This is a genomic window from Bradyrhizobium erythrophlei (assembly GCF_900129425.1).
In the GTDB taxonomy this organism is placed as follows: Bacteria; Pseudomonadota; Alphaproteobacteria; order Rhizobiales; family Xanthobacteraceae; genus Bradyrhizobium; species Bradyrhizobium erythrophlei_C.
The window spans coordinates 2,759,773-2,781,100 of sequence record NZ_LT670817.1; the positions used below are offsets into that span (position 1 = coordinate 2,759,773).

Consider the following 21,328-nt stretch of genomic DNA (forward strand, 5'->3'; position numbering starts at 1 on the left):
ACTATCCGGCCTTCTTCGATCGGGCGGTCGCGCGAACCGGTTTCTCCGCCTTCTTCGGCTCCCGCACCTTTGCTGCTTCGGGGGCGGCGCCCTTGCCGCTGATCGGCAGCAGCATCTCGCGCTGGCCGGCAGCGGCCTTGCGAGGCTTCTTGCCCTTGGCCTTGGCGAGAGGCGCCGACTGCTTCTCGCTGGCGAGGCTGCGCTTCAGCGCGTCCATCAGATTGATGACGTTGCCGCCTGATTTCGGCGCAGCCTTCGCCGCGGTGGGCAAGCCGCTGCGCTTTTTGTTGATCAGATCGATCAGCGCGGATTCGTAGTGATCCTCGAAGTGCTCCGGCTCGAACGATCCGGATTTTTTCTCGACGATGTGTTTGGCGAGATCCAGCATGTCCTTGGTGACCTTCACGTCCTGGATGCCGTCGAAATATTCCTGCTCGCTGCGCACCTCGTAGGGATAGCGCAGCAGCGTTCCCATCAGGCCCTGGCCGAGCGGCTCCAGCGCGACGATGTGCTCGCGGTTGGTCAGCACCACGCGGCCGATCGCGACCTTGTTCATGCTGCGGATGGTTTCGCGGATCACCGCGAAGGCGTCATGGCCGACCTTGCCGTCGGGCACGAGGTAATAGGGGCGGATCAAATAGCGGCTGTCGATATCCGACTTCGGCACGAATTCGTCGATCTCGATGGTGTGCGTCGACTCCAGCGCGATGTCGTCAAGCTCGTCCTTCGAGACCTCGATATAGGTATCGGTGTCGACCTTGTAGCCCTTCATGATGTCTTCGGCGGCGACTTCCTCGCCGGTGTCGGCGTCGACCTTGGCATATTTGATGCGGTGGCCGGTCTTGCGGTTGATCTGGTTGAAGCTGACCTTTTCGGTATCCGACGTTGCCGGATACAGCGCGACCGGGCAGGTCACGAGCGAAAGGCGCAAAAAGCCTTTCCAGTTGGCGCGGGGGGCCATGGGATACTCCGAAAACGCAACAGGCGACCGGCAAAGATACCACCGGGGAACCCGGTTACAAGCGGATGGGGCAGGGAATCTCGCAACGGCGTTAACCGCGGCAGGGCTGTATGGTTGCGAGTTGGGGCGGGGCGCGGCGCGGGCCGGCCCCACCGGAACCTGATCCGGGATCATGCGTTGGCACGCACAGGTGATGCCGCAGGGATCGACAGGCCCTTTGCGACTATCGAAGGAATCGAGGGCACCATGGCAGCCAGACGGCATGATCAGATCATCGAAACCCCGACCGAAGCACGCCAGGCCGAGCCCGGGCCGTCCGTGCTCGCCCTGCTCACGGCCTCGACCGGCCTCGCGGTGCTGATCCTCGGCGTCGTCTGGTTCGCGTTCTTTCGCACCTGAAATGCGGGTGCGGCACCCCGCCGCACAGGCAGGCGCGCGCCCTGGCGCATTGAGTTCAGCGGGGCGCTGAGGGCGATGTGATATCCAGATCACCGACGCACGGCAGGGCCTATTGGGGCATCCGATTCGGCGTGTTAAGCGTTCGATTATTGACGGGAGCCACTGGTCAGGGCAGCGCCCAAATATTGGTAAGGCGGTTGTGAAGAAAAAGTAATGATGCGTATTGATTGCTGTTCATTCGGCATTCACGCCGCGGGGCCTCATTTGGTTGGCGGCGATTTTGCCGGGACATTTTGCGGAGACCAGCGTGCGTCTGCTCGTCGTTGAAGACGATCCGGATCTTAACCGCCAGCTGACGACGGCGTTGAGCGATGCCGGCTATGTGGTCGACCGCGCGTTCGACGGCGAGGAAGGGCACTTCCTCGGCGACAGTGAACCCTACGACGCGGTCGTGCTCGATATCGGCCTGCCGAAGATGGATGGCATTTCGGTGCTGGAGTCGTGGCGCCGCAACGGGCGAGCGATGCCGGTCCTGATCCTTACCGCGCGCGACCGCTGGAGCGACAAGGTGCAGGGTTTCGATGCCGGCGCCGACGATTACGTCGCAAAGCCCTTTCATCTCGAGGAAATCCTGGCCCGGATTCGCGCGCTTCTGCGCCGTTCCACCGGGCACGCCCAATCTGAGCTGACCTGCGGGCCGGTCTCCCTGGATACCCGCACGGGGCGCGTCAGCGTGGCGGGCAACCCGATCAAGATGACCTCGCACGAGTACAGGCTGCTGGCCTACCTCATGCACCATACCGGGCGCGTGGTGTCGCGCACCGAACTGGTCGAGCATCTCTACGACCAGGATTTCGACCGCGACTCCAATACCATTGAAGTGTTCGTCGGCCGTATCCGCAAGAAACTGGACGTCGACATCATCCAGACCGTGCGCGGGCTTGGCTATCTGCTGACGCCGCCATCGCCAGGCGTTTGATCGCCATTCGCTGGTGCCTGATCATGAGTGTTGATCAGGCGCCGATCTTGCGCTTTTGTTCGGACATGGGCTTGTCTGAAAACCGGGATCTATCGATCGGGTCTTCGCGCGAGGGTATGCTTTTCGGGATCACGCTCTGATGCGCGGCAGTTCGCTCGCCACCCGGCTGTTCCTCTCTGCCACCGCATGGGTGGTGGTGATCCTGCTCATCACCGGCATCATCCTGTCGTCGGTCTACCGCGACGCTACCGAGCGTGCCTTCGATCGGCGTCTCAACCTCTATCTGCGCACCCTGATCGCGGAAGTCGCAACCCCCGACGAGCCGCCCGACCATCAATTCCAGTCACTGGGCGAACCCCTGTTCGAATTGCCGCTGTCCGGCTGGTACTGGCAGATCACCCGGACCGACTCCGACAAGCCCGATGTGCGCGCGTCGCGCTCGCTATGGGACAAGAAGCTGCCGAAGCTCGAAGAGCAAGGTGCCGACTTGACCGCGGCCGGCATTCGTCTCGGCTATGTCGATGGTCCCGAGGGCCAGAATCTGCGGATGGTGGAACGCCCGATCGATCTTGGCGCCGACGGCAAGTATCTGGTCAGCGTGGCCGGCGACGCCACCGAGATTTTCGACGAGACGCGCAGCTTCGACTATTATCTCGGCGGCACCTTTGCCGCGCTGTCGATCGTGCTGGTGCTGACCACGATCTTCCAGGTCCGCTTCGGCCTCGCGCCGCTGAAGCGCATTTCGGATTCGATCGCCGATATCCGCTCCGGCCGCGCCGAACGGCTGGAGGGCGAATTTCCGGTCGAAATCGCGCCGCTGGCGCGCGAGACCAACGCGCTGCTCGACGCCAACCGCGAAATCGTCGAGCGCGCCCGGACCCATGTCGGCAATCTCGCGCACGCCATCAAGACGCCGCTGTCGGTCATCGTCAACGAGGCGGCCGCGCACGCCGCCAATCCGTTCGCGAAAAAAGTTCTCGAGCAGGCCGACGTGATGCGTGACCAGGTCGCGCATCATCTGGAGCGAGCGCGGATCGCCGCGCGTCTCACCATCATCGGTACGGTCACCGAGGTGGCGCCGGCGATCGAGGCGCTGCGCCGCACCATGGAGAAGATCCATCGCGACCGCGGCATCGCCATCGAGGTCAAGGCCGATGCACAGGCGAAGTTTCGCGGCGAGCGGCAGGACCTCGAGGAGATGGCCGGCAACCTCGTCGACAACGCCTGCAAATGGGCGGCGTCGCAGGTCCTCATCGAGGTGAGGGTGGAACGGCCGATGGCACCCGGCGCCAGCCCCATGTTGCGGGTCATCGTCGACGACGACGGGCGCGGGCTGTCGGCGGCCGAGCGCGCGCGGGCCGCGCGCCGCGGCCAGCGGCTGGACGAGTCCAAGCCGGGTTCCGGCCTGGGTTTGTCGATCGTGGTCGATCTCGCGGCGCTCTACGGCGGCAGCCTTTCGCTCGGCAACGCGCCGATCGGGGGCTTGCGGGCGGAACTGCTGCTGCCGGGGATGTGACCCTCCGGTCGCCCCCGGCACCCGGCCGGGAAACTGGAACCGTCCACCCCCCAGTTCCGTTATTCCTAAACGGCTTCTTAACGCCGGTCCCTTTATGATGACCAATGGACGGGTTTTGCCGTCCGCGCCAAACCAACGTGCATACCGGACGCATGAGCCAGACATCGACCGAGCGGCTGAGAGATTATCTCGGGCAGCTTCCGCCGCAGTCGCAGGCGCTGCTGATGCGGGAGTTCGAGCGCGCGATCGAACGCGGCGAGGACACCACGGTCGCCACCTTCGTGCTCGAACAATTGCGCAAGGTCGTGCGCAGCACGGATGAGGAAGCCCGGCCGCGAACCGACGATCCGGCGCGGCTGCTGTTTCGTCCGCTAGAGCCGTTTCTCATTGAAGCCAATCTTGCGGTACGGCCGGGCCAGATCCGCCGCGCCTCGCTGCCGTCGGTGTGGCAATGGCTGCTCCGCGACGGCGCGCCGGACCAGGCACGCGAATTCGAAGCCGCGCTGGCCGGGCTGCGGGCAGAGGGAACGACCTCCGCTCTCGAAGAGGTGGTCCGCAAGTTCCAGCTTGTGGCGGCGGATGCGATTTGCAGGATCGCCACGCCGGTGTTCGGCGGCGAAAAGCAGCGCGCGATGGCCCGCGTCGGCCCACCGCATGTGGTGGAGGATCTGCTGCCGATCGGATCGGTTTTGCAGGCTCGCGAGGCGCTGGATACCTTCGCTGGCCGGCTGCCAAGCTACCTGCGGGTGTTTGCGGATGCGCAAATCGGATCGGTCAGCGTCTCACTCGGCATACCTTCCCTGCAGACGCCGCAACTGCTGCCGTTCGCGCTGTCGCTGGTGATGCAGCGGCTGTCCGCGCCTTGGCAAATCATCCGCCTCGCCATCAAGATGGCTGCGTCCGACGACGAACTCCGTGTCGCCGCCACGCCCTACGGCGTCGCCGTCACCATTGCGCTGCACGATCTGTCCTGCCTTGCGGCCAGCCTGCGGTCGGACATCAAGCGCGGCCATTTCCAGAACGTTGCCGAGCAACTCAAGACCCTCCATGACGGCGTGCGGGGCTTGCGGACCGAACTCGATCTGCGCAACGATTCCGCGTGGGGCAGGCAACTGGCATCGATCCGGGCCGATATTTCCAACACTTTGCAATCGGAAATCGACAGCGTGCCCGGCCGTGTCCGGCGGATCCTGCGCCAGCGTGCCGACAAGGATATTCCCGCCGGCGCCAAGGTCGACAGCAGTGAAGTCGATGAAACCATCGCATTGATCGATTTCGTCGCGGTATGCCGAACCTATGCCAGCGAACTTGCGATCAACGAGGTCACGCTGCGGACATATTCGGACCTGCAACAATATGTCGAGCACTCCACCGAGGCGCTGGTACAATCGCTGCGCGCGGGCGATACCAGGACCCGCACCTACCGGCAGATGCAGGTCGCGGCGGCAATCCGTTTCTGTGACGTATTGTTCGGCCACGATTATGCGTCGCTGATGAACCGGGCGGCTGAAAATGCCGTGACCGGCGAGCGCAAGCCATCCCGCGCCAGCTAAAGGATCCGGCACAAGCTCCGATTGTAATTTTTAGTTGACGCCATCGGCGCGGGAACGTACCTATTTGGGTATGAATGCAATCATCAACTTTATCGAACTTGAGAATCGCGTCATCTCGGCGACCTATCGAAACCTGATGGTCAAGGCGAAGGTGGTACTCGTCGACAAGACCAGCGGGGAACAGCTGTCCGATCCGGTCATCACGATTGCGTCTCCGGTTCCCAGCGGCTCGCTGAGGATCAGGCTTCCTGACTCCGTCAAACCCGGGACCTATTTCCTTAAAGCGCTCAACGGGCACGGCGACTATGCCGCGCAAAGTGTCGAGTTTCACGTCAGCTGACACCCGACTTTCTCCGGATTTACAGGCCTTTCGCTCCACGGGCAACTTCGGAAATGTCAATTGCGGGGCTTGCCGCCGGTGGTGTAAAGCGGCGCATCGGCGCCCCGCCTGGGTGCCGTCCGGTCTGGACCTGCTCGATGACGTTGTGGTTTGTGTTCGCGCTGATGACGGTCGCGGCGATCTTTGCCGTGCTCTGGCCGCTCGGCCGTGGCGCAAGATCGCAAAACGACGCCAGCGAAGCGGTGGTCTACCGGGATCAACTTTCCGAGATCGATCGTGACCTTGCCGCGGGGCTGATCGGCCGTTCCGATGCGGAGGCCGCGCGCGTCGAGATCAGCCGCCGTCTGCTGGCCGCGGCGGACAGTCAACGCGATCCGCCCACCATATCGAACATCAGGTTGCGGCGTTGGGCGGCGGTCATAGCGCTGGTCGGACTTCCGGTCGTGGCAGCTGCTTTTTACCTCCCGCTCGGCTCGCCGCAGCTCGGCGATTTTCCGTTGGCACAACGCAGCCGCGCCCCCGACGTCAGCCAGCCACTCGATAGTCTGGTGGCGCAGGTTCAGGCGCACCTGGAGAAAAATCCAACCGATGGCCGTGGCTGGAACGTGCTTGCCCCGGTACTGGCGAGACTGGGCCGCTTTGATGAAGCCGTCCTGGCCTATCACAATGCGATTACCTATAACGGCGACAGCGCCGAGCGCCGGGCCGATCTGGGCGAAGCCATTGCGGCCGCGGCCGGTGGCGTCATCACAGCAGAGGCCAAGGCTGAATTCGAGCGCGCCGTCGCGCAGGACGCGGATGAGGTCAAGGCGCGCTATTTCCTCGGCCTTGCCGCCGAGCAGGACGGCCGTGCCGCGGAAGCGGCGTCGATCTGGCGTACGATGCTCGCAAAGGCGCCAGCCGATGCGCCGTGGCGTCCGCTGGTTCAGGCCGCGTTGGCGCGGGTCGGTGGTTCCACCGCTCCGGCGCTGTCGGATGACGCGATGGCCGCGGCGAAAGACATGAATGAGGCCGATCGCGGCGCGATGATCCACCGCATGGTGGACCGTCTCGCTGCCCGATTGAAGCAAAACGGTGACGATGTCGAGGGATGGTTGCGACTGGTGCGGGCCTATATGGTAATGGGCGATCGCGACAAGGCGAAGAGCGCGCTCGCCGACGCCCGTCAGGCCGTTGCCAACGACGCCGAGCGGCTGCGACAACTCAATGAGGGCCTGAAAAATCTCGGGCTCGATGGATGAGCATGATGCCAAAAAGGGTTAAGCGGGTTTCGAATAAAGGGCACGCATGACGCGCAAGCAGCGGCGATTGACGATGATCGGCGGCTCGCTTGCGATTCTTGCGATCGCGGCGGCGCTCGTATTGAACGCGTTGCGCGATTCGATCGTGTTTTTTTCGACCCCGGTTATGGTGGCCGAGAAGCATATTCCACCCGGTAAACGTTTTCGGCTCGGAGGCCTTGTCGAAAAGGGCTCGCTGGTGCGAGGCGACCATCTCGCCGTGAATTTCAAGGTCTCCGACGGCAGCGCGACGTTGCCCGTCACCTATACGGGGATTCTTCCGGATCTGTTTCGCGAAGGGCAGGGCGTGGTCGCAGAAGGCGCGCTCGACGCGTCCGGCGTGTTCAAGGCCGACACCGTGCTCGCCAAGCACGACGAGACCTACATGCCCAAGGATGTCGCGGACGCGCTGAAGAAACAGGGGCACTGGAAAGACGATTACGGCTCGAAACCGGATTATAACGCGAAACCCGTGGGCACCCAGGGAGCGTCACGATGATCGCGGAAGCCGGACATTACGCGCTGGTGCTCGCACTGGCACTCGCCCTGATCCAGTCGACAATACCGGTCCTCGGCGCGCGCTGGCGCGACCCCGCTTTGATGAATGTCGCGCTCTCGACCGCGCTGGCGCAGTTGCTGTTCGTGGCGGCGTCGTTCGCGGCGCTCGTCACCTTGCACGTCACGTCGGATTTTTCCGTCGTCAACGTGTTCGAGAATTCGCATTCGCTCAAACCGATGATCTACAAGATCACGGGCGTATGGGGCAATCATGAAGGCTCGATGCTGTTGTGGGTGTTGATCCTGGCGCTGTTCGGCGGCCTCGTTGCGGCCTTTGGCAACAATCTGCCGCTGTCGCTGCGCGCCCACGTGCTGGCGGTGCAGGCCTGGATCGCCAGCGCGTTCTACCTTTTCATCCTGATCACCTCGAACCCTTTCCTGCGCATCGCCAATCCGCCGATCGAGGGCCGCGACCTCAATCCGGTACTGCAGGACATCGGGCTCGCGGTGCATCCGCCGATGCTTTATCTCGGCTATGTCGGATTCTCGATTTCGTTCTCCTTTGCCGTCGCCGCCCTGATCGAGGGCCGGATCGACGCGGCATGGGCGCGCTGGGTGCGGCCGTGGACGCTGGTGGCGTGGATATTCCTCACCCTCGGCATCGCGATGGGCTCGTACTGGGCCTATTACGAACTCGGCTGGGGCGGCTGGTGGTTCTGGGACCCGGTCGAGAATGCCTCGTTGATGCCGTGGCTGGCCGGTACCGCGCTGCTGCATTCCCTTGTGGTGATGGAAAAGCGCAATGCGCTCAAGGTCTGGACCATCCTGCTTTCGATCCTGGCGTTCTCGCTGTCGCTGCTCGGCACCTTCCTGGTGCGTTCCGGCGTGCTCACCTCGGTACATGCGTTCGCGACCGATCCCACCCGCGGCGTCTTCATCCTGCTGATCCTCTGCATCTTCATCGGCGGCAGTCTGTCGCTCTACGCCTGGCGGGCCTCGGCGCTGAAGCAGGGCGGCCTGTTCGCGCCGATCTCGCGTGAAGGCGCGCTGGTGCTCAACAACCTGTTCCTCACTACCGCCTGTGCGACGGTGTTCATCGGAACGCTGTATCCGCTGGCGCTGGAAGTCGTGACCGGCGACAAGATTTCGGTCGGCGCGCCATTTTTCAATCTCACCTTCGCGCCGCTGTTCGTTCCGCTGATGATCGCGGTGCCGTTCGGGCCATTGCTGGCGTGGAAGCGCGGCGATCTTCTGGCGGCCGCGCAACGCCTGACCGCCGCCGGTGTCGCTGCGTTGATCGCGGTTGCGGTGCTGTGGGCGTGGACGCGCGGCGGCAGCGCCCTGGCGCCGCTCGCCATCGGGCTCGCCGTATTCGTCATCGCAGGGGCCTTGAGCGATCTTGCCGAGCGAACCGGCCTGTTCCGTACGCCGTTCGCTACTGCGATGCAGCGCGCACGCGGGCTGCGGCGCTCGACCTGGGGAACGGTGTTCGCGCACGCCGGCGTCGGCGTGGCATTGATAGGGATCGTCTGCGAAACCACATGGAACAGCGAGTACATCGGATCGATGAGGCCCGATGACGTCGCAAAGATCGCCGGCTACGCATTGAAGCTTGACGGCGTGACGCATCGGCAGGGACCGAATTTTCGCGAGATGGCGGCGCAATTCACGGTGAGTCTGGATGGCAAACGGCTCAGCACCATGACACCTTCGAAGCGCAATTTTACCACGCGGGGATCGACGACAACCGAAGCCGCGCTGCTGACGCGCGGCGCAAGTCAGCTCTATATTTCGCTTGGCGATACCGCCGCCGACGGTGCGATAGCGGTGCGAATCTACCACAAGCCGATGGTATTGCTGATCTGGTTCGGCCCGGTGCTGATGGCATTGGGCGGCATGCTGTCGCTGTCGGATCGGCGGCTGCGGGTCGGCGCGCCGAAGGCCGCCAGGGTGCCGCGCGGCTTGCAGGCGGCGGAGTGATCAATTGAAGCGAATTATCGGTTGCGTGTTTGCCTTGGCCATGATCGTGGGAGCGCCGGCCGCTTACGCCGTGCAGCCCGACGAGATCATGTCCGATCCGGCAAAGGAAGCGCGGGCGCGGGATTTATCGCGCGAGCTTCGCTGCATGGTGTGCCAGAACCAGTCGATCGACGATTCCGAAGCGCCGCTGGCGCGTGATTTGCGGCTGCTGGTACGCGAGCGGATAGCGGCCGGCGACAGCGACGCCCAGGTGATCGATTTCCTGGTGGCGCGCTATGGCGAATTCGTGCTGCTGAAGCCCCGCCTCGAACCGCATACCCTGTTGCTGTGGTTGCTGCCGCCATTGGCACTGGCCGGCGGCGGATTGGCGTTATGGGTGCACAGCCGGCGGCGCTCCGGAAGCGGTTCAAAAGAAGATCAGTCGTTGCTGAAACTCAGCGCGGAAGAAGAAGCGCGTTTGAAACAGTTGATCGCTGCGGAACCGGTGCCGGATAAATCGGCCTAGCCCTATTATCGTTTTCACCCTGCGATAAACTGCCGCATTGGTTCACGGCTTTATTACAAAAGTTTAATTCCGCCGCCAGCGCGCCGTAAGGCGGGCGCCCCCATCTTCAGGGTCTGTCAGGTGCTTGCCCCCGGCACCGTTAAATTCAGTCCCTGGAGACCTTTAAATGACCGAACGTCCCACCGATCTTTCGTCACTTCCGTCATCCCAGGCGCCGCGCCGTTCGCTGTTTTCGGCGCGCAAAGTTGCACTGATGGCCTCGGTCGTGGCCGGTCTGGGGGTTGCTGTCTACGGCTTCAGCCCGTCGGCTGGCCCGGCGAACATCTTCAGCAGCCCCGCCCATGCGCAGGTCAACAATGAAGTCCGCAACGTCGCGCAACCCGTGGGCTTCGCCGACATCGTCGAGCGCGTGAAACCATCGGTGATTTCGGTCAAGGTCAACATCAACGAGAAGGTCGCCAAGGACGATAGCGGCAGCAACGATGACTCGCCGTTCCAGCCGGGCTCGCCGATGGAGCGCTTCTTCCGCCGCTTTGGCGGGCCGGATGGCTTGCCCCCGGGCATGCGCGGCTTGCCCCACGGACATGGCGCGGTGACCGGTCAGGGCTCCGGCTTCTTCATTTCCGCCGACGGCTACGCCGTCACCAACAATCACGTGGTCGACGGCGCCGACAAGGTCGAAGTCACGACCGACGACGGCACGGTCTACAAGGCGAAGGTGATCGGCACCGACGCGCGCACCGATCTTGCACTGATCAAGGTCGAGGGCGGCTCCAACTTCCCGTTTGCCAAGCTTTCGGACGGCAAACCCCGGATCGGTGACTGGGTGCTCGCGGTCGGCAATCCGTTCGGCCTCGGTGGCACCGTCACGGCCGGCATCGTCTCGGCCCGCGGCCGTGACATCGGCAACGGCCCCTACGACGATTTCATCCAGATTGACGCGCCCGTGAACAAGGGCAACTCCGGTGGCCCCGCCTTCAACACCGAAGGTGAAGTGATGGGCGTCAACACCGCGATTTATTCGCCGTCCGGCGGCAGCGTCGGCATCGCGTTCTCGATCCCGGCCTCCACCGTGAAGACCGTGATTGCCCAACTGAAGGACAAGGGATCGGTCAGCCGCGGCTGGATCGGGGTCCAGATTCAGCCGGTTACGGCTGACATCGCCGACAGCCTCGGCCTCAAGAAGGCCGAAGGCGCACTGGTTGCGGAACCCCAGGCCAACGGCCCGGCGGCCAAGGCCGGCATCGAATCCGGCGACGTGATCACCGCGGTCAACGGCGAGACGGTCAAGGATGCCCGCGAACTCGCCCGCACCATCGGCGGTCTAGCGCCGGGCAGTTCGGTCAAGCTCGACGTGCTGCACAAGGGTCAGGACAAGGTCGTCAACCTCACGCTCGGCCAGCTGCCGAACTCGGTGGAGGCCAAGGCCGACACCGATGACAACGGCGGCAAAGGCAGCGCGAGCCGCGGTACCGATGTGCCGAAGCTCGGTCTGACGCTCGCGCCCGCCAACAGCGTTGCCGGCGCCGGCAAGGACGGTGTCGTCGTGACCGAGGTCGATCCGAACAGTGCGGCGGCAGATCGCGGCTTCAAGGAAGGCGACGTCATTCTCGAAGTCGCGGGAAAGAGCGTCGCCAATGCCGGAGACGTGCGCGAAGCGATCAACGCTGCGCGTACCGACAACAAGAATAGCGTTCTGATGCGGGTCAAGAGCGGTGGGTCGTCGCGGTTCGTCGCGGTGCCCCTGGCGAAAGGCTAAGCATCGAGCCCTTACGAGATGGAGGGTGTCGCCGGCATTAGTCGCCCCCGCCGACGGCTCTTTCCGGGGGGCGGGCCAAAAGCCCGCTCCCTTTAGTTACCTTCCGGTGGAATACGCCCCCCTCCGTCGGAAGGTCAAAGGGCGGTGAGGTCCCCCCAGCTTCACCGCCCGCTTTTCCTCTTAATCGAGAGGTGACAGGTCGTCTTGCGTAGGGATGCCGACCGCGCCATGGTGACAGAAGGCTGACCCACTTGACCGCAACCGACCCCCAAATGCGCCTTTTGATCATCGAAGACGACCGCGAGTCCGCCGACTATCTGGTGAAGGCGTTCCGCGAAGTCGGTTACGTCGCCGATCTCGCCGGCGATGGCGAGGAAGGGTTGGCGCTGGCCGATAGCGGCGACTATGACGTGCTCGTGGTCGACCGAATGCTGCCGAAACGCGACGGCTTGTCGCTGATCGGCAGCCTGCGCGAGAAGGGCAACCGCACGCCGGTGTTGATTCTCTCGGCGCTCGGACAGGTAGATGACCGCATCAAGGGCTTGCGTGCCGGCGGCGACGATTACCTGCCAAAACCCTATTCATTCGCCGAATTGCTGGCGCGGGTCGAAGTGCTGTCGCGCCGCCATGGCGGCCCGGCCGAGGAAACCACCTATCGGGTCGGCGATCTCGAACTCGATCGTCTTTCGCATCGGGTGGCGCGCGGCAAGGATGAATTGACGCTGCAACCGCGCGAGTTTCGGCTGCTGGAATATCTGATGAAGCATGCCGGGCAGGTGGTGACGCGAACCATGCTGTTGGAAAACGTCTGGGACTATCACTTCGATCCGCAGACCAATGTCATAGATGTGCATATTTCGAGGCTGCGCTCCAAGATCGACAAGGGATTCGAGCGGCCGTTGCTTCATACGATTCGCGGCGCGGGGTACATGATCCGTGACGGAGTGGACCGAAATCCCTATAAATAAAGGGTTTCTACGCATACTCCAGCTGTTCGTTTGTCGATTTTTTGTCAATCCTCGGAAGAGACTTTAGCCAAGCCTTCAGATCCTCCGGTAGGATGACGGTGTTCTTGCCGTTCTTCCGGGCGACCAGCGCGCCACTATAGGTCGCCGCTTTGATCGTCGTCAGCCCGATCCCGGTGAGTGCGCTCGCTTCCTCAGGCGACAGCGACAGCCGCTCCGACAACGGGACCACGCCCTTCTGACTAAACTCATGCATCGCACAAAATCTCCGATCCTTCTGTCATTTGAAATTAGTTCAGCGCCGTCACGCAGCGCAGCCCGTACGGCCGCTGCAGCCACTTGTCGGGCAGGGCGCCATCAGGATATGGACCACCTCGTTGGTGGACCCGCCCCTCAATAGTAAGCCTCGGCTTTGAGCTGTCCACGCGGAACGCGCAGTTCCAGCCCCCCGTCCGGCTTTTCCCCAGGGGGCGTCGCAGTGTTCAGCCATGCGCACCAGCGGTTTCTCGCACGTTGATACGTCAAGTTAAGCGGATGCACAGAAGCCACAGGCCGTTAGAAAAGGAATCGCACTAACATTTGCACAGAGCCGGCGGAATGACCTACGGGAGATGATCGAGACGTCAATGATGCGCCGGGGCGGCAAAGGGTAACGATGGACCGAACGGTTGCTGCTCCCGCGTCGAACACCTCGACGTGGACACCGAGTAGCTTCGCCCGCTCCTCGCGAGACATGGTGGCGATAGCTTGGTGACTCTACCTTTGCGCGCCGAACTGGACGCGGCTCATACCGACACCGCCAGATCGTCAGTCAGCGCCTCAGCTTGGCTGAAACAACTGCGATCTTTGTCAACCGCGCAGATGCTGGACGGTGCAATTTCTCCATCGTAAATCCAATGCGCTTCCATGACGTTACGCCTCCAAAAGCTGTCGTAAGGATTAGGCATTCCGGGGCGCCAGTGCTTGCGCAGCCATGGCATATATCTCTCAAGCCTTCGATCATGCGAGGGAATGCGTACCGATAACCGCACCACCTCGTCCTCCATCTCGCTATACAGCCAGCTACGTAATATCTGGCCCGAACGTTCGTAGACTGCCTTGCGTTCCGCGGCAGACATTCTCAAAACTTCTCGCTCCGTCAGCCAGACAACTTCGGCGCCGCCCAACATGTTGTGCCTGTCTCCAGCGGGCAATAGGCCGTGCTTGAGAATTTGCTCCGCGCGTTCAGCGCGGGTGAAATGATACAGGATCATGCCGACACCGCCGGCGCATTCACACAAAACGAATCATCCATACATGTACCCGGATCCTTATTGTTCTGCCGCAAGGCGACATGCCTAAACGGGATACGAAACTTTTGATCCCGCTCGATCTCGCCGTCCAGATAAAAGCGCCAAATCGGATCAAGGCCGTGCGAGGTATCCACACTGAAATCGGCAGGAAAAAACCCGCCGGAATGACTCGGCGGGCTTGATGATCGAGACGTCACTGACGCGCCGCAACTCGCGGACAACCTGGCGATCAGGCCGCCCCATGATCAAACCTCGCCCAGGATGTAGCCCCCAGCGAAAGCTGATCCTTCTCACCGGCTTGATTTTCTTGTACACGAATAATCATGACCAAGCAAACAAAAACTGTACACAAAAAATCGAGGGGGCGTCCGGCTGGCGTCAAGTTCGGCGAAACGATCCCCGCACGCTTTGAGCCGGGCACGGTCGCGGATCTCGATAAGTGGGCAGCAACGCATAGTGTGTCTCGCTCTGAAGCCATCCGCCGGCTGGTCGAGATCGGGCTGAAGGTGAAGAAATGAGCGACCACCATGGCTGCGCCTGAACGTCGTGGCCCGCCAACCAACGGCAGCAGAACAATGGAGCGCGGGGGCCGCTGATGCATGCCATCTGTTTTTCTTAACTTGACTGTATTTCGTTTTTTTAATCAGTAGAGCCCGCGTCAATTCGACGTCTCTCTAAGGATTAAATACGTGAAGAAGTTAGCGATTGCATTCGCCGCCTTGGCGCTTTTCGGATCAGCGGCTCAAGCGGAATCAAACACCAGAGTGGTGGGCGACTGGATAGTTAAGTCGGAGGACGACGCCTTCGGCAAGGGTGGCATCTACTTTATGGTCACTGGAAACGACAGCTTTGGGTTCGCCGTGCGCTGTCTGCAGAAGACCCCGAATTTTGGGATAAGGTTGTCCGACGACACGCTGACGCCGGGGCAGAAGTTCACCGTCAAACTCCGCGTTGATCGCGGCGACATTGTCATAGCTGATGCCTACGCCCTCGATGAGCATATGATCCAAGTCGAGAACAACTTCGATATCTGGAAGGAACTGCCCGGAGGTCGGCAACTCGCAGTCAATCTGGAAAACGAGATGGGCACATCGCAGACAAAAATCTTCAAGATTTCTGGTGCTGCGTCGGCGTTGCAGACAGTGACCCGCGAATGTCCGATCAAGGATTAGATCGCAACCACCGAGGCGCCCCTTTCAGAGCAGTACCCTGGTTCGACATTTTTATCCGGTAGGTGCTGCCACCCATCTGGGGCATCGAGAAACGCAAGCATGCGATGAAAACAGTTCGAGTGGCACGGATCAGTGTGATCGCTTTTGGACTCTTTGTAGTGGCAGCAAGTGCTACGCAATCGGCAGAAATCGCAAGCGGCATTCCTCGAATCGTCGACGGCGATACGGTTCAAATCGGGTCGGCGAAAATCCGTTTCGCCGGCATCGACGCGCCGGAGACCGACCAAGTCTGTCTCGATGCCAAGGGTGAGAAGTGGGCCTGCGGCGTCACCGCTCGTGACGAGCTGATCAAATACTCGGCTGGCAGATCTTGGGATTGCGACCTTGTCGGATCTGACAGATACGGCCGCTCGCTCGGGAAATGCTTCATCGAGGGCGGGGACATCAGCGCGTGGATGGTGCGCTCGGGGTGGGCGCTTTCGTTCGTCCGCTACTCGCACGATTACGACCGCGACGAAGAGATCGCACGCGAAGCCAACGCTGGTCTTTGGGCCGGTGCCTTTATTGCGCCGTGGGATTGGCGGCATCGGAATGCGGCGACCGTGGTCCTGGGCGCACTCAGCGTGCCCGTAGACGCCCAGAAAACGCTGCTGGGCGCGGTTTCCTCGGAGGGAGCGCCATCGCCCGACTGCACGATCAAAGCGAGCGTAGGCCACGGAGAATGCATCTACCATCTGCCCGGCGACCGCTGGTATGGGAAGATGAGGATGGATCCGGGCAAACGCTGGTTTTGCTCGGTGGGCGAGGCAGAAGCCGCGGGATGTCGCGCTCCTAAAAGCTAAGACGCCAAGGTGGTGATTCCCGTCACGGAATGTTTTGAGTGCTTTCGCAGACCTTTAACCTGGGATATTAAACGCTCCGTTGGGGGGATTCCTGAAATGGCAAAAATCGTCAGAACTGAGCGTTACCGCCGCGGGCTATTTGGGTGGCTATTTCGTATTGCTTTTTGGGCATTCAATTTGATCATGCTCGCTTGGGTCGCGAGCTATTGGGGCATCCTTTCAGACGTCCACGTCGACAGCGCCCATCCCCAGGCCGCCAAGGTCGGAATGGCAATCGGTGGGACGATTGGCACGGGCGTTATCATGGTCTTTTGGATGATGGGCGCCGTCATTCTCGGACTGCTTGTGCTGTTCACCCGAGGACGAAAGGCCATCATCGAAGAGCAAATCGATTGATGCGCCGCCTTTTCGTTTTCGCTCCCAGAAGTCACTTGCCGCCGCGCCATAGTGCGCCCACGCGGCGAAGGCCCTCCAAATCCCTCCAAATCCAGCGGCTTCACCCCCAGCTCGGTCTGTACCGTGGATCGCGGACCATCCCCGCAAGGATGTTCCGGTCGCCGTGTTGGACACTGCCCTAAATGAGCACGAGAGACGAAATGATGCGATTAATTTTGACGGATGTACACGATGCGTTTCCTGGTTTCGTCATCAAGGTAGAGGTGCTTGCCCGCCAACGAAAGGCCAACGTCACTTCCTCAGCCGTCACCGGCGTAACTTCTTAGAACGAGAGAGATACGGCGAATAACGCCTTGCGCTGTCCCGCGCGGCTTCTAGGAAACCGCGTTGGGCTTGTCTTGGGGAGTCGAAGGGCACAGATCAATCGGTCAGCCGACTTCTCTGCAACTCCTTTATGTCCGCGGGTATCGCCAATGACGTCTAGTTTTTGTGATCATGAATTTGTACTGAAACAGGCTTCGCAGGTTCTGGGATCGAGATCTTACACTTTGTCGCACCGAAGTCCGTTACGTTATATATATCCCTCAGCACCCGAAACGCCATCCGAGCAACGTAAGCGAGGTCGTCTTTGCCCTTAACCTCGATCTTCTGAGAAAAATTCTTGGAGTGGCCCGGCGCAGTGAACCCAAATTCTCGCACCAACCGATCCCGTTTTTCCGGCGTGAGGATGGCTCCCATTTCGGGAACGAACTTTTCCGAAACCGCTTCACACCGCAAATATGTTCCGAAGGAAGGCGCGAGGCATTGGAAATAGGCGCGACCAACTTCAAAAATGCAATACGCATCTCCGGATACATTTTCGACCCTGCGACTTTGATCGATTTGGATCAAATGAGCGAGTGCAGTCACTAGCCAGTTCTGATCCGTAACGGACAAGTTGCCGAGGGCTGGCTCATCTTGTCGTAACGTTGTTAATAGGGTCTCGAATGCAGCCGGTTTCCCACTCGATGGCCTCGCTCCAACGATAACGAACCCTTGCCCAGATGGCTTAGCTTCCGACCACCTTGGATTCTGTGATATTTCTCTCATAATCCGCTCGCGAATTGTCTCCTTCGCCGCCGTCGGTTCGGCTGATTTTTCGTTTTCCGATGAACCCGACGGGTCCGTATTGGACTTTGACTTTTGCTTCGAACCGTTCGGTAAATCAGGCATAAAAAATCCCTCCATCGGATTGATTCCAGGAGGGCTGACATTCGCGCGACCCGTTTCGTTGCCGAAGTGGCCGCATCTCCCTTGCGGGAAACCACCTTGCGCAGGTTGGCGAGGGCGTCAGCCCTAACTCTTGATGCAAAACTCAGTCAGCCGCTCGCGCTAACCGGTGATGCCGTGCTGTCACGGCGTGTGACGATGCGAGACTCGGAGTGGGAAGCCCTCGTTCACGCGAGTGTAAGCAACTGATTTCCTCGCTTGGATTTCCGAAATCCCGGCCAACCACCTTTCCATCTAGTTCAACGTCCCACCCTCGCATCCATGCTCCTTCCAAATACTGAAATCGCAAGCGTCAATAAACCCCGCTGACGGTCGGTCAATCGGGAATATCAAGCCACGCACCTTCATTAGGCTCAGAGAGCGCACGATAGAAGGCGCACATATCACCGTGGACGCAGCACCAACGAAGATACTTCTTTGCGTCATCTGGGCATCGCGATTCTGATCGGGATCTGCAGGTCTCATTTTTCGACTATTTCTGTACGGGACTACTGAATATCGTTGCGCGATCGCACGCGAAGTGAGTCTGGCAATACCGTCTTGGCCGGAAGCCAGCCAACTTCTCCATTGGGCCATTTGGCCCACTGCCAGCCGGTGAAGGGGCTCAACAACCAAGCACCGGGGCGGCAATTCGCAAGCCGTTGCCTTGCGCCATGAACATCTGCCATGGGCTTTGATCCGGTTGGGCGGTCCGGGTGCAAGACAGGAAGGGCTAAAAGCACTTCGGGAATCGGTATTTGATCAACAGCCGGCAGGGCGTCCTCCGCCGAGCCGTGACGTCCATCCAGCCATTCGGTATAGGGACACGGAGAGTCAGGCACCTCGGACCAAGGTACGCCTGCCGAAGTTAGCTCACTCGAACCTGTCCTTGGGGCGTTGGACTTACGCTCAGACATAACAATCCCTCCATCGGTCTCCCGAGGAGGGCTGACATTCGCGCGACCCGTTTCGTTGCCGAAGTGGCCGCATCTCCCTTGCGGGAAACCACCTTGCCCAGGTTGGCAGGTTGGCGAGGGCGTCAGCCCTACTCTTGATGCATCCTCAATATGGAGGCAGAGCCTGCCGGTTGCAAGCTACGATTCAAAGTGTGCCGGGGTGCGCCCCCGCCGCGTTCATTGGTAGGGGTATCGGCGCCGTAGTTGCGGTCAAATCGGGGTGTATGTGGCTCGAAAGCGGAACATTCCGCGATAAGTGTGTTCATCTGGTGGAACACCGCCTAGTTGCGTAGTGTCAGTTTGATTGTGGCAGGGTTCGGTTTGATAAAACGCAGCTCCTTGCCCGGTATTGCGATTGATACAAGTCGCATTGGGGTGCGGGCCGAGTTGGAAGTGCTGATTACCAAGCGAGGCCCGACCAAGTGGAAATGGCGCGTCTGTGACCGTCAGGGCACGACGATTAGGAACGGGTTTGAGACCACGCGACGAGCGGCTAGGTACAGGGGCAATCGCGCGCTATTCTACCTTTTGGCTTTCGGCTGGGATCGGTGATCGCGAGGCAAAGGGGGGCGTCGCCCGGCGCTACTTCCGGGGTGGAAAAGGGGTGATTCGGAGGGCATATTCACCGCATGGGACAAAACATAGCGGTTGTCGTTGGAGCCGGGCTGATTGCCATGGCGATCATGGTCACAAACCATTGGGCGATAATTCCCGGCGGACAGAACAGCATTGCTGCCACGATAAGACTAAACCGCTGGACGGGCTCAATCGACGTTTGCTCGCTTGATGCGAAGTCTGTTTCCGGTTCGAACGCCTCGGGACTCCAGCTTACGTGCGAGGTTCAAAAAGCGCCCTAGGGGTGCATCCGGACGAGGAGAGGTGAGCCGCCGCAAGGGCTCGACAAAAGGCGGCCAGCGCGGCACGTTGATGTCAGGACACTTTACGTCCGAAAACTGGGGGATCGGACGTGGCGGAATTGATTACAGATTGCCCGCGATGCAACTCGAGCAAAATAACCTTTGATGTTTGGAGGCGCTGCCGACAACAACGCAGCATGGATGGCTGCGGAGGTTCGAGGCCTTTTCCGTGTGCAGAAACTGCCACAGGTCCACGGTGTTCGTTATCCCTCAGAAAGAATACAAAGACGCGCCATTTTTGAATACTCATAGCCCGATTGAGTTTAAAGATTCTCTCAACAACCACTTCGGAGTGGATGGTTTTGTTAATCTGACAGACAGAGCGCGCGTCCCCGCACCTGAATTTACGAAAGAAGAAGTCGGCGCGGCCTTCGATGAGGCTGCGGCCTGCATGAGTGTCGGTTGGCGCCGCAGCGATGCTGAGACTGGCTATCGATTTGGCGACGAAACCTCTCCTTCCGGAAGAGTTCACACCTGGACTAAACCGGGAAACTCGTCGGGACTTGGCCCCGCGTTTGGCGTGGCTTCTTGATAACGGAAGACTTCCGGGAGAACTCAGGGAGCTTTCCGACTGTATCCGCGAAGACGGAAATGACGGAGCGCATGACGGCACCCTTGGAAGAGAGGATGCCGAAGACTTGATGGACTTCGCTTCGGCAGTGAATTGGCGCGGATACGAAGTTGCGTCCGGTTGGCCGGACCTTGAATACGGTGGCGTCGGATACATCACTCAAATCGGCAATAAATCTGTTGCCCCGCCATCCACCGTCAAAGCTGTTGACGATGGTGCGCCCAGGATGACCGTCGCTCAAGAATGGGCGGAACGAAAGCACATTCAAGGGTACGCAATCCGGTGGCGGTCAATAATCAATCAGGGCGATAAGTACTTTTGCTTTTTACCGGGTTCGATCAAATATCCGATGCTAGGCGAACAGAAGCTTCTACTGTTCGATCACGACCCGTCCGAGATAGTCGCGACAACGTGCGACGGTCTAGTTCTTCATGCCGATGATTATGGCTTGGCGATGCGACTGTACATCGACAACCGGCCAGTTCGCCGCAAGGCACTCGAAACAGTTCGAAGCGGTGAACGCACAGCGCTTTCGGTCGGTGTCATCATGCACGGAAGTGAGTACAAAGAAATCGATGGGTTGCGAATACGAATGGTCCGAAGCGCCACCTTGGAAGAAATAAGCCTTGTACCAGAAGGAGCATGTCGCCCAGCGTATTGCACGCTTATAGACGGCGAAGGCGCTAGGTTGCTGGAAGACGACGCGAACTCCTTACGAGTGCTAAAGGATGGCGCGGCTCGGGCGTTTACCAACGCTCTGCGGGAAGCGCAGGTAGCGTTGAGCCACCGATAGTTCTTTGGTCGGTGGTGAAGCACGCGCAACGTCCCTGCGCCGTGCGGCGGCGCGGCTGCATCAAAAAAATGGTGCAGTCGCGTTTGCCCTTATTCGAGCAGAGCGACAGTTGTGATACTTAAATCTAAAGCCAGCGAATCATTGAAAAGCGCGAAGCGCTGGTCACTATATAAGAGGTGCGGAAGTAGATCAGGACATGTACAGAGTCTTAATTGACGACAATTTCCACTACCAAGACGAAAGCGAACGCGTCACCCATGGTGTGTTTGCGACCGCTGACGAAGCCCTCGCCGCCTGTCGGTCTATAGTCGATCAGTCCTTAACCGGAGCCTTCGAGCCAGGCATGTCCGCAACGGACTTATACGAGCGCTACACGCTGTTTGGGGATGACCCTTTCATTGTGGTC

21 protein-coding genes and 2 riboswitches are annotated in these 21,328 nt (G+C 60.5%); of the genes, 17 read left to right on the forward strand and 4 right to left on the reverse strand.

All coding sequences use genetic code 11. The features are described from left to right. Position 1 precedes the first annotated feature (1 nt). On the reverse strand, positions 2-961 hold the full coding sequence (locus tag B5527_RS12765; protein WP_079601613.1) for a Ku protein: 960 nt from the start codon (positions 959-961) through the stop codon (positions 2-4). Positions 962-1,207: 246 nt separating this feature from the next. On the opposite strand from B5527_RS12765, the gene B5527_RS45280 reads away from it, so the two are divergent. The 11 genes from B5527_RS45280 (at position 1,208) to B5527_RS12815 (ending at position 12,738) form a co-directional block, all read left to right on the forward strand. Then, complete coding sequence (locus B5527_RS45280; protein ID WP_172842548.1) at positions 1,208-1,360, forward strand: hypothetical protein; 153 nt, start codon at positions 1,208-1,210, stop codon at positions 1,358-1,360. Positions 1,361-1,667: 307 nt separating this feature from the next. Next, a complete protein-coding gene (locus B5527_RS12770) occupies positions 1,668-2,339 on the forward strand; it encodes a response regulator transcription factor (RefSeq protein WP_079607245.1) in 672 nt (223 codons plus the stop codon). A 139-nt stretch (positions 2,340-2,478) separates the two neighbouring features. After that, entirely contained in the window at positions 2,479-3,855 is a 1,377-nt protein-coding gene (locus tag B5527_RS12775) for a sensor histidine kinase (protein ID WP_079601614.1), read from the forward strand. A gap of 152 nt (positions 3,856-4,007) precedes the next feature. Continuing rightward, positions 4,008-5,408, forward strand: coding sequence for a hypothetical protein (locus B5527_RS12780; RefSeq protein ID WP_079607246.1), 1,401 nt, complete (start codon positions 4,008-4,010; stop codon positions 5,406-5,408). Positions 5,409-5,478: 70 nt separating this feature from the next. Then, positions 5,479-5,748, forward strand: coding sequence for a hypothetical protein (locus B5527_RS12785; RefSeq protein ID WP_079601615.1), 270 nt, complete (start codon positions 5,479-5,481; stop codon positions 5,746-5,748). Between the two features lie 137 nt (positions 5,749-5,885). After that, complete coding sequence (ccmI, locus tag B5527_RS12790) at positions 5,886-6,989, forward strand: c-type cytochrome biogenesis protein CcmI (protein ID WP_079607247.1); 1,104 nt, start codon at positions 5,886-5,888, stop codon at positions 6,987-6,989. A gap of 46 nt (positions 6,990-7,035) precedes the next feature. Further along, complete coding sequence (gene ccmE, locus B5527_RS12795) at positions 7,036-7,527, forward strand: cytochrome c maturation protein CcmE (protein ID WP_079601616.1); 492 nt, start codon at positions 7,036-7,038, stop codon at positions 7,525-7,527. Continuing rightward, positions 7,524-9,506: a heme lyase CcmF/NrfE family subunit gene (locus B5527_RS12800; protein ID WP_079601617.1), complete on the forward strand. Its 1,983-nt coding sequence runs from the start codon at positions 7,524-7,526 to the stop codon at positions 9,504-9,506. Before ccmE ends, B5527_RS12800 begins: the two co-directional genes overlap by 4 nt. A gap of 40 nt (positions 9,507-9,546) precedes the next feature. After that, complete coding sequence (locus B5527_RS12805; RefSeq protein WP_154072859.1) at positions 9,547-10,011, forward strand: cytochrome c-type biogenesis protein; 465 nt, start codon at positions 9,547-9,549, stop codon at positions 10,009-10,011. A 166-nt stretch (positions 10,012-10,177) separates the two neighbouring features. Next, entirely contained in the window at positions 10,178-11,770 is a 1,593-nt protein-coding gene (locus tag B5527_RS12810) for a Do family serine endopeptidase (protein ID WP_079601619.1), read from the forward strand. 272 nt (positions 11,771-12,042) lie between these two features. After that, a complete protein-coding gene (locus tag B5527_RS12815; protein ID WP_079601620.1) occupies positions 12,043-12,738 on the forward strand; it encodes a response regulator transcription factor in 696 nt (231 codons plus the stop codon). 7 nt (positions 12,739-12,745) lie between these two features. On the opposite strand, the gene B5527_RS12820 is transcribed toward B5527_RS12815, so the two are convergent. Together B5527_RS12820 and B5527_RS12825 are read right to left on the reverse strand one after the other, a co-directional pair. Then, positions 12,746-12,991: a helix-turn-helix domain-containing protein gene (locus tag B5527_RS12820; RefSeq protein ID WP_079601621.1), complete on the reverse strand. Its 246-nt coding sequence runs from the start codon at positions 12,989-12,991 to the stop codon at positions 12,746-12,748. A gap of 529 nt (positions 12,992-13,520) precedes the next feature. Beyond that, positions 13,521-13,988, reverse strand: coding sequence for a hypothetical protein (locus tag B5527_RS12825; RefSeq protein WP_079601622.1), 468 nt, complete (start codon positions 13,986-13,988; stop codon positions 13,521-13,523). A gap of 362 nt (positions 13,989-14,350) precedes the next feature. On the opposite strand from B5527_RS12825, the gene B5527_RS12830 reads away from it, so the two are divergent. The 4 genes from B5527_RS12830 to B5527_RS12845 all read left to right on the forward strand — a co-directional run bounded on the left by B5527_RS12830 (position 14,351) and on the right by B5527_RS12845 (position 16,437). Then, on the forward strand, positions 14,351-14,545 hold the full coding sequence (locus tag B5527_RS12830) for a hypothetical protein (RefSeq protein WP_079601623.1): 195 nt from the start codon (positions 14,351-14,353) through the stop codon (positions 14,543-14,545). A 171-nt stretch (positions 14,546-14,716) separates the two neighbouring features. Then, positions 14,717-15,199, forward strand: a complete 483-nt coding sequence (locus tag B5527_RS12835; protein ID WP_079601624.1) for a hypothetical protein — start codon at positions 14,717-14,719, stop codon at positions 15,197-15,199. Between the two features lie 104 nt (positions 15,200-15,303). Further along, positions 15,304-16,041, forward strand: coding sequence for a thermonuclease family protein (locus tag B5527_RS12840; protein ID WP_079607248.1), 738 nt, complete (start codon positions 15,304-15,306; stop codon positions 16,039-16,041). Positions 16,042-16,137: 96 nt separating this feature from the next. Next, positions 16,138-16,437: a hypothetical protein gene (locus B5527_RS12845; RefSeq protein WP_079601625.1), complete on the forward strand. Its 300-nt coding sequence runs from the start codon at positions 16,138-16,140 to the stop codon at positions 16,435-16,437. A gap of 480 nt (positions 16,438-16,917) precedes the next feature. On the opposite strand, the gene B5527_RS12850 is transcribed toward B5527_RS12845, so the two are convergent. Then, positions 16,918-17,664: a TY-Chap domain-containing protein gene (locus B5527_RS12850; RefSeq protein WP_079601626.1), complete on the reverse strand. Its 747-nt coding sequence runs from the start codon at positions 17,662-17,664 to the stop codon at positions 16,918-16,920. 29 nt (positions 17,665-17,693) lie between these two features. Next, positions 17,694-17,791: riboswitch (SAM-I-IV-variant riboswitch) on the reverse strand. A gap of 852 nt (positions 17,792-18,643) precedes the next feature. Then, positions 18,644-18,748, reverse strand: a riboswitch (SAM-I-IV-variant riboswitch). Positions 18,749-19,754: 1,006 nt separating this feature from the next. Between B5527_RS12850 and B5527_RS45285 the strand changes: the two genes are divergently transcribed. Then, a complete protein-coding gene (locus tag B5527_RS45285) occupies positions 19,755-20,090 on the forward strand; it encodes a hypothetical protein (protein WP_172842422.1) in 336 nt (111 codons plus the stop codon). Continuing rightward, positions 19,975-20,922, forward strand: coding sequence for an HK97 family phage prohead protease (locus B5527_RS45290; protein ID WP_172842549.1), 948 nt, complete (start codon positions 19,975-19,977; stop codon positions 20,920-20,922). The genes B5527_RS45285 and B5527_RS45290 overlap by 116 nt, the downstream gene beginning before the upstream one ends. The last annotated feature ends 406 nt before the right edge of the window (positions 20,923-21,328 follow it).

Excerpts from the sequence above, each read along its gene's own strand:
- ccmI (WP_079607247.1), top strand. The coding sequence starts at position 5,886 with ATGACGTTGTGGTTTGTGTTCGCGCTGATGACGGTCGCGGCGATCTTT.
- B5527_RS12780 (WP_079607246.1), top strand. The coding sequence starts at position 4,008 with ATGAGCCAGACATCGACCGAGCGGCTGAGAGATTATCTCGGGCAGCTT.
- B5527_RS12845 (WP_079601625.1), top strand. The coding sequence starts at position 16,138 with ATGGCAAAAATCGTCAGAACTGAGCGTTACCGCCGCGGGCTATTTGGG.
- B5527_RS12830 (WP_079601623.1), top strand. The coding sequence starts at position 14,351 with ATGACCAAGCAAACAAAAACTGTACACAAAAAATCGAGGGGGCGTCCG.
- B5527_RS12805 (WP_154072859.1), top strand. The coding sequence starts at position 9,547 with ATGATCGTGGGAGCGCCGGCCGCTTACGCCGTGCAGCCCGACGAGATC.
- B5527_RS12820 (WP_079601621.1), bottom strand. The coding sequence starts at position 12,991 with ATGCATGAGTTTAGTCAGAAGGGCGTGGTCCCGTTGTCGGAGCGGCTG.
- B5527_RS12775 (WP_079601614.1), top strand. The coding sequence starts at position 2,479 with ATGCGCGGCAGTTCGCTCGCCACCCGGCTGTTCCTCTCTGCCACCGCA.
- B5527_RS12850 (WP_079601626.1), bottom strand. The coding sequence starts at position 17,664 with ATGGAGGGATTTTTTATGCCTGATTTACCGAACGGTTCGAAGCAAAAG.
- B5527_RS12810 (WP_079601619.1), top strand. The coding sequence starts at position 10,178 with ATGACCGAACGTCCCACCGATCTTTCGTCACTTCCGTCATCCCAGGCG.
- B5527_RS12800 (WP_079601617.1), top strand. The coding sequence starts at position 7,524 with ATGATCGCGGAAGCCGGACATTACGCGCTGGTGCTCGCACTGGCACTC.
- B5527_RS12840 (WP_079607248.1), top strand. The coding sequence starts at position 15,304 with ATGAAAACAGTTCGAGTGGCACGGATCAGTGTGATCGCTTTTGGACTC.
- B5527_RS12825 (WP_079601622.1), bottom strand. The coding sequence starts at position 13,988 with ATGATCCTGTATCATTTCACCCGCGCTGAACGCGCGGAGCAAATTCTC.
- B5527_RS45290 (WP_172842549.1), top strand. The coding sequence starts at position 19,975 with ATGCTGAGACTGGCTATCGATTTGGCGACGAAACCTCTCCTTCCGGAA.
- ccmE (WP_079601616.1), top strand. The coding sequence starts at position 7,036 with ATGACGCGCAAGCAGCGGCGATTGACGATGATCGGCGGCTCGCTTGCG.
- B5527_RS12765 (WP_079601613.1), bottom strand. The coding sequence starts at position 961 with ATGGCCCCCCGCGCCAACTGGAAAGGCTTTTTGCGCCTTTCGCTCGTG.
- B5527_RS12785 (WP_079601615.1), top strand. The coding sequence starts at position 5,479 with ATGAATGCAATCATCAACTTTATCGAACTTGAGAATCGCGTCATCTCG.
- B5527_RS45280 (WP_172842548.1), top strand. The coding sequence starts at position 1,208 with ATGGCAGCCAGACGGCATGATCAGATCATCGAAACCCCGACCGAAGCA.
- B5527_RS12815 (WP_079601620.1), top strand. The coding sequence starts at position 12,043 with ATGCGCCTTTTGATCATCGAAGACGACCGCGAGTCCGCCGACTATCTG.